Genomic DNA, 14,530 nt, shown 5'->3' on the forward strand with positions numbered 1-14,530 from the left:
AGTTATAGTACCCACCTGTTAAAGTAAAAACATCAGTTCTAGGCAAAATAATATAAAAAATTTTAAAATCTCTCTCTAGTGGGGAGACGGCAGAAGAAATATTCTTAATCTCAAGCAAATACGCAGTAATTAAGTTTAATAGTCAATAGCTGAATTACACTGTCGTTTGTACAGATCATCTATTAGAATATTGATTTTACAACATAGAATTTGGCTTGAAAAAAATTTCATACGGTACGAGAAATCGCCGTAGGAAACCAGGCTTTAGTACAGCAGAAGTTTCAGTATCAATAGGTAGGCACTGGGAGCGGTAGGCTTCAAGCGCCTCTATCTTCTTACTTTGAACAGAATGGATAGATATACGGTGAGCAGATGCTAATTCACCTAGTTTTAAGTCACGGAAGAGTAAAGATTTCCAGAGAATCCAAATAGGGTACTGTAAAACGTCAACCTCAATTTCAGAGTATTGAATTGCCGCTAGCAGTAATTCGTAAGTTACTTCGTGGTCTTTAATACGGTCTTGGCGGTGAGTCACATAAACCTCCCCAGGCTGGAAGGATTTTAAGAGTTGAGCAAGTTGTTCAATTGTTTGTTGGCGCTTGCTTGCATCTAGATATTGAAGCTGACTATCTGGTTTGTCAAGAAAATAAATTTGGCTCTTGTCTATGCCTAAGATGCTTAAAGCACAAAGCGCTTCCTGCTTACGAATTGGAACTATTTCACCAGATTGAAACTTGGGATGTTTGCCATGACTTGCTGCTCCATCTGTGACAAAAACAATCTGGACTGGCACATTCTGTTCCCGCTTGAGTCTAATTAAACCACCACACCCCAAAACTTCATCATCCTGGTGCGGTGCAATTATCATCGCAGATTTCTGATTAACTTTCATTGGCTTACTACCAATATGCAATAGCCAAAGAAACTGCACGCTACTTAGAAATTCTGGCAATTTATAATTGTATAGTCGCCAAATTTTGTTTTGTACTCGATGAAGAAAGTGTTTGACGTTCAGCATTTTTTTCAGTCCTATAGCTCATCTCTGAATATCGGTTTCATCATCTCTACAATTTTGACTGGTGAGTTATATTTTATTCGGATTTATCTACCCAGAAAGGGAAACTATCGTTGTAGATTTTTATATATGGCGGCTATTTCTGCCGCCTGCATACTTACTGTACGAACAGGTTTAATACCTTGGCGTAATTTATTAAGTAAATTAGTATCTGTTGCTAATCGCTCGAAAGCTTGAGTCCAAGCCTTAGTATCGTTAGCAGTCACTAACCAACCATCAATGCCATGTCTAACAAGTTCAGCAATACCCCCCAAGTTAGAGCCGATGACAGGTACAGATAGAGAGTGGGCTTCTAATACAACCAAAGGCCCAGTTTCTAGACATTGGGAAGGTACAGCCAGTAAGTCATAGTTAGCTAAAGTTTGAGGGAGTTCAACTCTAGTTAGTTGTTTATTCACACGAATCCGAGGATCGTTTGCTATCAAATTAAAGATTTTTTGGCGATATCGTTCATCCTGTGTTATTCCATAAATGGCCAACTCAATCTTGATAAAAGGGGGTAAATCTTTAACTGCCTGTACTAAAATCTCGATACCTTTATATATATCCCAGCGTCCTAAAAAGATTACTTTTAAAGGGTCTGATTCCTGTTTTGTCTGTGGTAATTTTTTTTGTTCAGTATAAGAAATTCCATGTCGAGAGAGAATGAGTTTTTCTTCAGGTATGCCGTTGATGAGTAGAGCTTTATAAAGCCAATCACACACTGTCACAATGCGGTCGGCATATTTTGCCATTTTGAGCAAACTTTTTTGGCGTGCAGCAACATAGCTAGGCACGACAAAAGGACGTACAAATCTTCCCAGATTGCCATCGTCTACTGAGGCTGGAAGATATGCACTGACAGGCATTGGTACGCGACCGAGGATAGCTTGGGGCAAATGGCTCAAACTCTTGACCATTTCAGCAGGTAACTTTTTGCTCAAAGTATCAGCACACTGAGAACAGCGCACCACATCAATTTTGCCATCGCAAACTTTCTGTCCATTGAACATCAAAGTAATTCGCTGGCAAACGGGTAGAGCATAGTGTACTGTCAACACTGTTGCCATGCCTAATTCTTTAGCTAATCGCAAATGAGGTAAGCCACAAGATACTTCCCAATGGTGCTGATGATATATGTCTGCTTTTTGGTTGGTTAACCAATTAGCGAAATATTCAAATTTCCCATGCGGGAATTGTCCATGATTCGGTTCTGTTTTGGGCGTAGGAAATACAGGATATCGATAAACTTCTACGCCGTTATATTTATAAGTCTCTTCTTTTTGGGAACCGTTACTAGCTGCTGCTATCTGGATGTCAATTTCATGTGTAGGTTCCGCCAGTGCTAAGAGCGATGCCTGCGGCTGTAAACTACGCAATTCTGGCAGTAAATCGTTGAGGTTTACTTGAATACCACCACATTTATCTGGAAAATAGCGAGCAAGAGCTTGAATTACTTTCATTGGGAGGAATCTCCAAGACAGGAAATCTGCTTTTGCTATTTTATTCGCTGTATTGTAAATTACCCAGTAATATCTGTACTCCAATACAAACTAGATCGCCCATTCTTACCTGACGAATCAGAAAAATAGGACGATCTAGTTTTATCAAAGAAAGGTAGAGGGTAGAAGGCAGAAGGAATACTGCCCGGTTGTTGAGCGTAGTCGAAACACTGCCTCCAGCATAGCTGCCTTCTTCAATTAAATCTTATTGACGGTGGATTAAGTTTTACGATTCTGGTGCTGACTCAACCAGCTTGACGGTAGTTTGTGGCACTGATATTTTTACCAGCACTTTTTTGCTAAAAGATAGACCGTTTTCGTTTTTATCAATGATAATCGTGTCTCCAGAGATAAAAGTATTCTCCAATAATTTGGTAGCGAGGGGGTTTTCTACTTCTCGCTGAATTGCCCGTTTGAGTGGACGAGCGCCATAAACTGGGTCGTAGCCTGCTTCTACAAGGTAATCACAGGCTGCTTGGGATATTTCAAAGAAGATTTTTTGCTCGCGCAGGAGATTTTCGACCCGTTTGAGTTGAATACGGATGATTTGCCGCATTTCCGTGCGATTTAAGGTATGGAAGAGAATAATGTCATCGACGCGGTTGAGAAATTCAGGGCGGAAATGCGATCGCAAAGCATCCATTACCCGCTTCCGCATCGTTTCATACTTGGAATCATCACCAGATATATCCAAGATATGTTCGCTACCAATGTTACTGGTCATGACAATAACGCTGTTACGAAAATCTACCGTTCTTCCCTGAGAGTCAGTAATTCTTCCATCATCTAACACTTGCAATAAAATATTGAACACATCGGGGTGCGCCTTTTCGACTTCATCCAATAGCACCACTGAGTAAGGACGGCGGCGAACCGCTTCGGAAAGCTGGCCGCCTTCTTCATAGCCTACGTATCCTGGAGGCGCTCCCACTAACCGAGAAACTGAGTGTTTTTCCATATACTCAGACATATCTAAGCGTACCAAAGCATCATCAGAATCGAAGAGAAACTGAGCTAAAGCACGGGCGAGTTCAGTTTTACCAACGCCTGTAGGGCCCATGAACAAAAATGAACCAATGGGACGAGAGGGATCTTTCATCCCTGCACGAGCGCGGCGAATTGCGGCGGCTACCGCTTCTACAGCCTCTTCTTGCCCAATGACTCGTTGATGTAAATGACTTTCTAGTTGGAGCAACTTTTGCCGTTCTGATTCCAATAGGCGATTTACGGGAATTCCTGTCCATTTGGCGACGATTTCGGCAATATCGGCTTCGGTGACTTGTTCTCGCAGTAAGGTGGAACCTTGGTTCTGAATTTCTAAAAGGCTAGCTTCTTTGGCTTCGCGCTCGTGCTGCACTCCCTCCAATTTGCCATACTTCAGTTGGGCAGCTTTATTTAGGTCATAAGCGCGTTCCGCCTGTTCAATTTGCACTCGCAGCGCATCTTCTTCTTTCTTTAAGGCGCTTATCGCCTCCAATATCTGCTTTTCACCTTGCCATTGCTCATTAAATATTTGCTGCTTTTGGGTTAAATCAGCAATTTCTTGCTCAATGCGCTGCAAACGTTCTTTAGTTTGGGGAATACCTTTTTCTTCGCCAGCTAATGAGAGCTTTTCCATTTCTAACTGCATGAGGCGGCGATCAATGGTTTCCAATTCTGCTGGTTTGGAGGTAATTTCCATTTTCAACTGTGCTGCTGCTTCATCCACCAAATCAATGGCTTTATCTGGTAGGAAGCGATCGCTAATATAACGCGCTGACAGTGTTGCTGCTGCTACCAACGCCGAATCAGAAATTTTGACGTTGTGATGTACTTCATAGCGTTCTTTCAATCCCCGCAGAATGGAAATAGTATTTTCCACACTTGGCTGATCGACAAATACTTGCTGAAAGCGGCGTTCTAGGGCAGCGTCTTTCTCAATATGTTTGCGGAATTCGTCGAGGGTAGTAGCACCAATACAACGCAGTTCTCCCCTTGCCAGCATTGGTTTGAGCAGATTTCCGGCATCCATTGCCCCTTGTTGATTGGAACCTGTGCCGACTACGGTATGTAATTCGTCAATAAACAGGACAATTTGACCATTAGATTCCGTAACTTCCCGGAGAACAGATTTTAGACGGTCTTCAAATTCACCCCTGTATTTTGCCCCAGCAATCAAACTACCCATATCTAAAGAGATGAGCTGGCGGTTTTTTAAAGATTCGGGAACGTCACCGTTTACCATTCGCTGCGCTAAAGCTTCGGCGATCGCAGTTTTTCCTACCCCAGGTTCACCAATCAATACAGGGTTATTTTTGCTACGACGAGATAATACTTGAATTACCCGCCGAATTTCGTCATCGCGCCCAATCACCGGGTCGAGTTTTCCAGATTTTGCCTGTTCTGTCAAATCTCGACCAAATTTTTGTAAGGCTTCATAACGCGATTCTGGGCTTTGATCTGTTACCTTTTGGCTACCGCGAATGGTTTTGATAGCAGCCTCTAGTTTAGCTGCATCTGCACCAAAGCCTTTGAGTATCTTTCTGCCAACGCGATCGTCTTCAGCAAAGGCCAAAAGTATGTGTTCTACGGAAATGTAGGAATCTTTCATCCTGGCTCTAGCTTCCTCGGCTCGGTCTAGTAAAATATCTAAATTGCGGCTGAGGTAAAGCTGATCGCTTTTACCAACTTTAGGCTGACGTTGGGTAAAGGCTTCTAGCTGCTGTTGCAAGCGGATTGGATCGACCTCAGATCGAGCCAGGATACGTATGGCTAGACTAGTGGGTTCTTCTAACAGGGCGATAATTAAATGTTCAACATCTAGTTGCTGTTGTTGATAAGCACGAACTATATCCTGAGATTTAACAATTCCTTCCCAGGCTTTATCAGTAAATTTATTTGGATCTGTAGGTTGCATCTTTAAAATTTCGGAATTTTGATTTTTAGTTTAGGGATTGGTAGTGGGATTGGGACTGGGTATTAGAATACTCTTCCCTAGTCCCTAATTATCCAAACATTCTTAGCGGATGTCCGCGTGTATCTCCAGTGGCAATTTTGGATTGGTAATTGGCGATCGTTATAATCGATTACCCATATTTCTAATTTAAAACGAAAACACTGTTCTGAACGGACTTTACCAAATGGTAATATTGGAACAATAGCTATTAGTGTTGCTCATTAACGACAGTATGCGGGTAATACTAATAGGATTTACGCAGACAAGATACCCCAACCCGCCTAAAATAGTGAGGCAAAAAGCCAAAAGTCTTACGCCTCTGGCTTTACCTGCATAAAATGACAGTGTGTAACAAGAATTAATCTCCCCAGATATAGCTCAACTTTTTAAGACATCGGTGTAGATTTTCCTACAGCTTTATTGGCTTTGATAGGGTTTTACTGGGTGGCTTAATTTGCTCCTTTTTAAGGCTTATCATTACCAGCATCAAAGAAATCTTCCGCTTCGTTATTAACTCGCCTGGGAATTTGTTCCCAGGCGAATAGCTAAAGTCCTCTCAAGAGGACTAAATATAAGATTTTAAGCGATGTCGATGGTTAAGCTCTTTGGGTTAGCAAGAAAGGCAGAGGGCAGGAGGCAGAAGGCAGAAGGGAATTCTGATAGCGTAGCGGTAGCGAGTCATCGAGCGTCTTCCTGCCCTCTGCCACGACCGAAGTCCGTAAAGGTTGAGAGCAACAATCCAAAATCTCTGCCACAGGTGTCTTGCAATCAGTGTAGGTCTATTCGCGGAGCGTCTCCCCTTGGGAGAAGCCTACACTACAAGAGCAAACCCTCTGCCCTCTGTCCTCTGCCTTCTTCACGGAAAATTTCAGTCCACTTAAGTGGACTTCAGCTATGAGCCGCAGAACTCAAGTTCCGGGCGCGATGTCGGTCAATGCGACATCTTAACTGTTACAAAAATGTGGGTAATAGCAAGCCTTTTTAAGGAGGATCAAGCCTGAACTCAAGCGTATTGGCTTATATTCTTAATTATAAGAATTATTGACTCACAAGTTGCTCTTGGGATTCCTGTTTGACTGCTGACCCTTGATTTGTAAGTTGAATCAGTTCAATTTTATACCCATCTGGATCTTCCACAAAAGCAATTACTGTCGAACCATGTTTCATCGGCCCTGGTTCGCGCACGACTTTACCACCCTGATTACGGATTTCCTCACACGTAGCGTAAATATCATCAACACCAAGGGCGATGTGACCGTAAGCATTACCCAATTCGTACTTTTCTACTCCCCAGTTGTAGGTTAGTTCTATCACCGAGTTGTCGCTTTCGTCACCATAGCCAACAAAAGCCAGGGTAAATTCTCCGCCTGGATAATCTTTTCGGCGTAGTAATTTCATACCTAGAAGTTCACAGTAAAACTTTAAGGATTCTTCAAGGTTGCCCACCCGTACCATGGTATGTAGTAATCGCATATTGACCTTTTCTCTGTAATTGATTTAGTGTTATTCTCTGCCAATATTTTACCTAGCTCAAAGTCTGAAGGTAGAAATGCAAGCAAAGAAAAAGACAGGATAAACATTCTCTTACCCATTTTTGGCGTTGATCCCTATCCATATAATGGAAATCTTCTTTAATCTCAGCCAATAAAGTCTCTTAACAGCATAAGCTAGCGATTGGGTTAGGCAGTTGGACTGTATGCGTAACACACTCGAATAAAGGATAAAGTACAGATGAGTAAATTTCTAGATACTGCAATTGTTGCGATCGCAGCCCGTGAAATTCTTGATTCACGCGGTAGACCGACAATTGAAGCCGAAGTGCATTTAGCCAACGGTGTTGTCGGACTGGCACAAGTTCCCAGTGGCGCTTCTACTGGCACTTTTGAGGCTCACGAACTGCGTGATGGCGATAAAAGCCGTTATGGGGGCAAAGGCGTACTCAAGGCGGTAAAAAACGTCAGAGAAGCACTTGCGCCAAAATTATTAGGCTTGGATGCCCTCAACCAAGAATTGCTAGATCGGACAATGATCGCTTTAGATGGTTCTGCTAACAAATCCAATTTGGGGGCGAATGCGATTTTGGGGGTTTCCCTAGCAGCAGCTAAAGCTAGTGCTGAGTCTTTAGAAATTCCTCTATACCGTTATTTGGGTGGCCCTTTAGCGAATTTACTACCAGTGCCGTTAATGAACGTAATTAACGGTGGCGCACACGCATCAAATAACGTGGATTTCCAAGAGTTTATGATTGTCCCAATTGGCGCAACTTCCTTTCGGGAAGCGTTGCGCTGGGGTGCAGAAGTGTTTGCCACCCTTAGTCAGGTGTTAGATGAGAAAGGGTTGCTGACTGGTGTAGGTGATGAAGGCGGTTTTGCCCCTAACCTAGAGTCTAATCAGGTGGCTTTGGAATTGCTGGTTGCTGCCATTAAGAAAGCTGGTTATAAGCCAGGGGAAGAAGTAGCTTTGGCTTTGGATGTGGCGGCTAGTGAGTTTTACAAGAATGGTCAGTATGTTTACGATGGTAAACCTCACGCCCCGGCTGAGTTTATTGATTATTTAGGACAACTCGTTGACCAATACCCAATTGTGTCAATTGAGGATGGCTTGCATGAAGAAGATTGGCAAAGTTGGCAATTGCTCACCCAGAAGTTAGGTTCGCAGGTGCAATTGGTAGGGGATGACTTGTTTGTAACTAACGCTACTCGCTTGCAAAGAGGCATCCAGGAAAAAGCCGCTAATGCCATTTTGATTAAACTCAATCAAATTGGTTCTCTCACCGAAACCTTAGAAACAATTGATTTGGCAACTCGCAACAGTATCCGTTCAGTAATTAGCCATCGTTCTGGTGAAACAGAAGACACAACGATCGCTGATTTAGCCGTAGCAACCCGTGCCGGTCAAATTAAGACAGGTTCTTTATGTCGCAGCGAACGCGTAGCAAAATATAATCGCTTGCTGCGAATTGAAGATGAACTAGGCGATCGCGCCGTTTATGCTGGTGCTGTGGGGTTAGGGCCGAAGTAAGGACTAGGGACTAGGGACTAGGGACTAGGGACTGGGGACTAGGGACTGGGGCAAGAATTTTTCCCAATACCCAATCCCCAATCCCCAATCAAGGATAAAACCCCAACTTGGGCAACCCCAAAGTTTCATCCCAGCCCATCATTAGGTTTAAACACTGAATTGCTTGGCCCGCCTGTCCTTTAACTAGATTGTCAATTGCTGACATGACAATAACGCGACCTGTGCGCGGGTCAACTTCTACACCGATATAACAAAGATTGCTGCCGTTAGCCCATTTGGTTTGGGGATAAACGCCGCTACCGCAGATTTTCACCCAAGGAGAGTTGCGGTAGAAGGCTGAGAAAATTGTAATTAAATCATCTCGCACTAAACCGGGATCGCGCATTGTGGCATATACCGTTGCCAAAATACCGCGCACCATTGGGATAAGGTGGGGTGTAAATTGGATCATCAGTTCGTGACCAGCTAAGTCACTGCAAATTTGCTCAATTTCTGGGGTATGACGGTGACGGCCAATATTGTAAGCTGCTATGGAGTTGTCTGCTTCAGCTAGTAATAAATTGGTTTGAGGTTGCCGTCCACTGCTAGATGTACCAGACTTGGCATCAATAATAGCTGTTTCTGGCACGATTAAACCTTGCTTTAAAAGTGGCGAAAGTGCAAGGAGGCTAGCGGTGGGATAGGAACCAGGACAGCCAATGAGTTGAGCTTCGGCAATGCGATCGCGATAAAGTTCTGGTAATCCATAAACTGCTGTAGCTGCAATTGTGCGATCGCTTCTCTCAATGCCATACCAATTTGTATAAGTTGTCAAATTTCTAAACCGATAGTCCGCACTCAAATCTAGTACTTTACATGCTTTTTCCAACAATTTGGGCGCGATTTGGTAAGCTAGACCATTTGGTAAAGACAGGAAAACTACTTCACAGCGATGAGCAATTATTTCTGGTTCTACTGCTTCTATTCGCAGCGTAGTTGCATGAGCCAGATGCGGGTAGAGATCCCCAAAGGATTTCCCAATACTGCTTTCATCGCCTAAATAAACCAATTCGACTTCTGGATGATCCATCAGTAGTCGTACTAACTGTACTCCGCCATAGCCCGACGCGCCAACAATCCCAACGGGTACGCGTCTAAATTTGCCCATGATCTGAAATCCTTATCCCATGAATGGTGAATTCGTTATCAGCTATCAACAATATCAGCGACTAGATGCACAGCGTACAAAACAGCTCAAACCCCTCTACTTTTTTCAGATGCCGGGAAGTAGTAACGCGGCAAAATTGTCAAATATTGTATTTGTCTCTCTTGTCTCCCTTGTCATGTTCATCCTTGATTGTCGTTGCTTTATAAACCCCGATTTTAGGGGCAGAGATTTTTGCTAGCTTATCAAATCATTGCTAGTCTACTCCTCTGCCTTATAAAGGAGCTACAATCTAAAAGAAGAAATTGTTAAAAAAATTTACGTTGGTAGCTGGAAATCTTTCTGTGTCACAGCCTAATACTAACCAAGCTTTTAAATTTGATTCGATTGATGCCGCCTTAGCAGACCTAAAAGCTGGTCGCGTCATTGTAGTGGTAGATGATGAAAATAGAGAAAATGAAGGCGACTTAATTTGTGCCGCCCAATTTGCCACACCCGACATGATTAATTTTATGGCGGTGGAAGCTAGAGGGCTGATTTGTTTAGCGATGACAGGCGATCGCTTAGACGAGCTAGACTTACCCTTGATGGTAAGCAACATTACAGATACTAACCAAACTGCCTTCACTGTTAGCATTGATGCTGGCCCAGAATTGGGTGTAACCACAGGCATTTCAGCAGAAGACCGCGCCCGCACTATCCAGGTTACTCTCAACCCAGCGACAAAACCAACCGATTTACGTCGTCCTGGTCACATTTTCCCGATTCGGGCTAAAGCTGGAGGCGTACTCAAACGCGCAGGACATACAGAAGCGGCTGTGGACTTAGCTCGACTAGCAGGACTTTACCCAGCAGGAGTAATTTGTGAAATTCAAAACTCCGATGGTTCAATGGCGCGGTTGCAGCAGTTAGTCGAATATGCAGAACGCCACAATTTAAAAATCATTAGTATTGCTGATTTAATCAGTTATCGCCTACAGCACGATCGCTTAGTGTATCGAGAGGTTGTTACCAAACTGCCTAGTGAATTTGGTCAGTTTGAAATTTACGCCTATCGCCACACCCTGGATAATACAGAACACGTTGCAATTGTCAAGGGCGATCCAGCTAACTTCAAGGATGAGCCAGTAATGGTGCGGATGCACTCAGAATGCTTAACTGGTGACGCTTTGGGTTCTTTGCGCTGCGATTGCCGGATGCAGTTAAACGCTGCACTAAAAATGATTGAGTCTGCGGGTCAAGGTGTAGTTGTATACCTGCGTCAAGAAGGACGGGGAATCGGCTTGATTAATAAGCTGAAAGCCTACTCATTACAGGATATGGGACTGGATACAGTCGAGGCAAATGAGCGTTTAGGATTTCCGGCTGACTTGCGAGATTACGGCATGGGGGCACAAATGCTCATGGATTTGGGCATCAAAAAGATACGTTTGATTACAAATAATCCCCGTAAAATTGCTGGAGTTAAGGGCTATGGAATGGAAGTAGTTGATCGCGTTCCATTGTTAATTGAGGCCAATGACTACAATTCCTATTACCTGGCGACAAAGGCGAAAAAATTGGGTCACATGCTGTTACAGACTTATTTGGTAACAGTAGCAATTCATTGGCAAGATGACCCGGAAGCTGTGACAGAACGTTATGAACGCTTAGAAAAACTGCGACACTTAGCGAAAAGTAATGATTTATTGTTGCAGGAAGAAGCGCGTCCTTTAGCGATCGCTATATTTGACGAGCCATCTTTGACAGTACACTTGGGTTTTGATCAGCCAAAAGTCGCTAGCTGTGATTGGTATCAACAAAGTGGTCATCCTTATATACAGGCTATCTTCCAAATTCTAGACAACTTAGCAACCTTGCCTTACATCCAAAAACTAGAATTTTTGATATCTTCTGGTTGCGATCCCTTGAGTAATTTACAAGTCCAACTAGATAGACAGACATTTTCAGATGGTACACTGCCTTCATCGATTAGCGATCGCCTGGAGACGCAGCAAATTTATAGCTTTAGCAAATAAATAGCTTGGTTGAATAAATTTTGTTGGGTGTGTTATCGCAAAAGCGTAACGCACCATTTTTTATCTACTCACTCTATATATTGGTCTGACCTGACGATAAGTATTAAGTAAGTTGAGAAACTTATTACCATCAAAATTTATCGGGTCAACTTTTTTACCAGAACGATCTACTAGATGGTGCGTAGTGATGCGATCGTCTAGGACTTGACTTTGAGCAATTAACCAAGCAAGAGAATGATATTGAGCCTCCGTATAGCCGCTATGGGTTTGTTGGCTGCTAGCGTCATAACTATCTGGCGGTGTTTCTAAAGAAACGTGATAAGCAAAATTATTCACAGACGCAGGCAAAGTCGGATTAGTCTGTACAGTTTCCACTCCCTGTGGAGTCTCAAATACTGAGTTAGCTGCACCAAAAGCCCGCTTTTCTGGCGGTACTAGATAAACCACCGTTCCGTCTAACTTGATTAAAGCGTGGTAACTTGCTTGCACACTTTCATCGCTATGGGCTACTTGAAAGAAATTAATGGCGCTAGAAGCAGAATAACCAGTTTCATGGAGGACGATAATTGGTTGGTTGTTGAGAGGAACGCCGTTAACATCTTGGGCATACCGTTCTCCATAGTTACTTGGATCAACCGAAGCAACTTGATAACTAGGTCTGTACTGTGCAAAAGCTTGAGTGGTTACATACCTTGCTATAGGCTTGTTAATTTTGACTGGGGACTTGATAACATTTTGAGATTTCTTCTCTGGCTCTTTCGCTGATTGGAATTGGGCTTGGGGATATTGACTCCAGGCTGTAACCTGTGGATTGGATGCACGGGATATTGTCGGATTATTTTGTAATTTTGTCGCTCGTCCAATTAGCAGCACTACAATTAAACCCATGAACATCAGCGAGATTAGTAGCACCCTAGTTGCCCAGTCTTTAAACCTCATTTTTCTAATATCCGTAAAACGGTAGATATTAACTTATAGCTAAACTGGCGTATCCCTCGTAGAGGCGAACATCTGTAAACCCCTACCGCTTATGGTATCCAAACAATAATCGCTATAGTACCTTAATTCTAGTCAAATATACGTTACTAGTATATGTTGGAATGCTAGGTAATAGTTTTAGATGCTTCTTCTGTCTAGGGATTTATTTAAATGCTCTTAAAACCATTACTACCGTGAAGTTAGATCCCCGACTTCGTAAAAGTTGTCGGGGATCTGGACACTGCGAATTTTTACGCCTCTACAATTTAAGATCGCAATCTCAAATCTCCAATAGTGAGCGTTTATACTCTGATACGTGGTGTTCGCATAGCAATAGGTAACTTAGTGCCTGATTCTGCGATCGTCTACGGAAGTTCTTCAATGCCAAAGCTGATTTTAGAGCTAATTTTATAGTGTTCGATAATCTGGTGTACTTATCGCGTAACTCTTCACCGACAACCAGGAGCTTAGAAACCTACTGCTGTTGGCTACCCTCTAACCTTTCTCGCAGATAACTGAAAATCGCTTCTATTCCCTGCTCGACAATTTCAAGTGGTGGCGAGGTTAATGGATTGTTACTGAGGTCTAGCTCATCCAAATTGGAGAGTTGGCTGAATTTTGGCGGCAGACTGCTGAGGTAATTGTTACTAAGGTCTAGCTCATTCAAATTGGAGAGTTGGCTGATTTCTGGCGGCAGAATGCTGAGTTGATTGTTATAGAGAGATAGACCAGTCAGGCTGGAGAGTTGGCCAATTTCTGGCGGTAGGCTGCTGAGATAATTGTTACTAAGGTCTAGCCATGCCAAGTTGGAGAGTTGGCTGATTTCTGGCGGCAGACTGCTGAGTTGATTGTTATTAAGATATAGCCATGTCAAGTTGGAGAGTTGGCCAATTTCTGGCGGCAGGCTGCTGAGTTGATTGTTATTGAGGTGTAGCGTTGTCAAGTTGGAGAGTTGACTGATTTCTGGCGGCAGGCTGCGGAGTTGATTGTTATCGAGGTATAGCGTTATCAAGCTGGAGAGTTGGCTGATTTCTGGCGGCAGGCTGCTGAGTTGATTGTTGTCGAGCTTTAGCCATGTCAAGTTGAAAAGTTGACTGATTTCTGGCGGCAGACTGCGGAGTTGATTGTTATTGAGGTATAGCCATGTCAAGTTGGAGAGTTGGCTGATTTCTGGCGGCAGGCTGCTGAGTTGATTGTTATCGAGGACTAGCGTTGTCAAGTTAGAGAGTTGGCTGATTTCTGGCGGCACGCTGCTGAGTTGATTCCAAGATAGGTATAGCATTGTCAAGTTGGAGAGTTGGCTGATTTCTGGCGGCAGGCTGCTGAGTTGATTGAAAGAGAGGGGTAGATCCGTTGCCTTTTCTCTGGCAGCTTTTTCAATAATTTGCAACAGTTCTTCGTTTGTCATCTGCAATCCTCACCAACTCTGTAGCAATATTTAACAGAATACTGTATCGCAGGTTATGGGAAGTGAGGAATGGGGCTAGATTAACCCTCTTCTAAGAAACAAGGCACGAGGCAGAAGGAAAAATGTCACTCTGGGGAAATAAAAATTGGGGCTAAATGATGAAACCTAGATTTAGTGGGAAGATTAGCGATCGCAAGCTAATAGAAACCTTCAAACAAAGCTCTACAGTTAAAATCTTATCTGGGCAAGGGTTACAGATTATTCTCTGCCGAAAGTGACAAAAGAGGGTTAATATGTTCTATCTGCGTAGAAAAGGCTGTAATGTTTAAATTGGCAGGGTGCGATCGCCTTTAATGGTTCAAATTAGCTTAGTGCGACGCCGATAGCGAGTCTTCGAGCGTCATAGCCCGTCGTAGACATCGCTAACCTCGCAACAACATTTACTTATTCACGAGTATAAAAGACTCATT

Annotated in this window: 9 protein-coding genes; 2 read left to right on the plus strand and 7 right to left on the minus strand. The window is 43.2% G+C overall.

The genetic code is table 11. The annotated features are described in order from the left end of the window. Positions 1–196: 196 nt before the first annotated feature. From RMY00_RS04130 to gloA, 4 genes are all read right to left on the minus strand, one after another. Complete coding sequence (locus tag RMY00_RS04130; protein ID WP_322646330.1) at positions 197–1,018, minus strand: PIG-L family deacetylase; 822 nt, start codon at positions 1,016–1,018, stop codon at positions 197–199. A 104-nt stretch (positions 1,019–1,122) separates the two neighbouring features. After that, on the minus strand, positions 1,123–2,517 hold the full coding sequence (locus tag RMY00_RS04135) for a glycosyltransferase (protein ID WP_322646331.1): 1,395 nt from the start codon (positions 2,515–2,517) through the stop codon (positions 1,123–1,125). A 265-nt stretch (positions 2,518–2,782) separates the two neighbouring features. Then, complete coding sequence (clpB, locus tag RMY00_RS04140; protein ID WP_322646332.1) at positions 2,783–5,452, minus strand: ATP-dependent chaperone ClpB; 2,670 nt, start codon at positions 5,450–5,452, stop codon at positions 2,783–2,785. A 1,077-nt stretch (positions 5,453–6,529) separates the two neighbouring features. Further along, a complete protein-coding gene (gene gloA, locus RMY00_RS04145) occupies positions 6,530–6,964 on the minus strand; it encodes a lactoylglutathione lyase (protein ID WP_322646333.1) in 435 nt (144 codons plus the stop codon). 258 nt (positions 6,965–7,222) lie between these two features. Between gloA and eno the strand changes: the two genes are divergently transcribed. Further along, complete coding sequence (eno, locus tag RMY00_RS04150) at positions 7,223–8,512, plus strand: phosphopyruvate hydratase (protein ID WP_322646334.1); 1,290 nt, start codon at positions 7,223–7,225, stop codon at positions 8,510–8,512. An 88-nt stretch (positions 8,513–8,600) separates the two neighbouring features. Here eno and argC read toward each other — a convergent pair whose 3' ends face one another. Beyond that, positions 8,601–9,659 carry an N-acetyl-gamma-glutamyl-phosphate reductase gene (gene argC / locus RMY00_RS04155; protein ID WP_322646335.1) on the minus strand — a complete coding sequence of 353 codons (1,059 nt, stop codon included), beginning with the start codon at positions 9,657–9,659 and terminating at the stop codon, positions 8,601–8,603. Between the two features lie 341 nt (positions 9,660–10,000). Between argC and ribBA the strand changes: the two genes are divergently transcribed. Beyond that, positions 10,001–11,674, plus strand: a complete 1,674-nt coding sequence (ribBA, locus tag RMY00_RS04160; protein WP_322646336.1) for a bifunctional 3,4-dihydroxy-2-butanone-4-phosphate synthase/GTP cyclohydrolase II — start codon at positions 10,001–10,003, stop codon at positions 11,672–11,674. Positions 11,675–11,734: 60 nt separating this feature from the next. On the opposite strand, the gene RMY00_RS04165 is transcribed toward ribBA, so the two are convergent. Further along, positions 11,735–12,613, minus strand: coding sequence for a peptidoglycan recognition family protein (locus RMY00_RS04165; protein WP_322646337.1), 879 nt, complete (start codon positions 12,611–12,613; stop codon positions 11,735–11,737). A 514-nt stretch (positions 12,614–13,127) separates the two neighbouring features. Then, positions 13,128–14,060 (minus strand): leucine-rich repeat domain-containing protein, encoded by a 933-nt coding sequence (locus tag RMY00_RS04170; RefSeq protein ID WP_322646338.1) that lies wholly within the window; start codon positions 14,058–14,060, stop codon positions 13,128–13,130. Between the last annotated feature and the right edge of the window lie 470 nt (positions 14,061–14,530).

It is taken from the genome of Nostoc sp. ChiVER01 (genome assembly GCF_034531155.1).
GTDB lineage: Bacteria > Cyanobacteriota > Cyanobacteriia > Cyanobacteriales > Nostocaceae > Nostoc.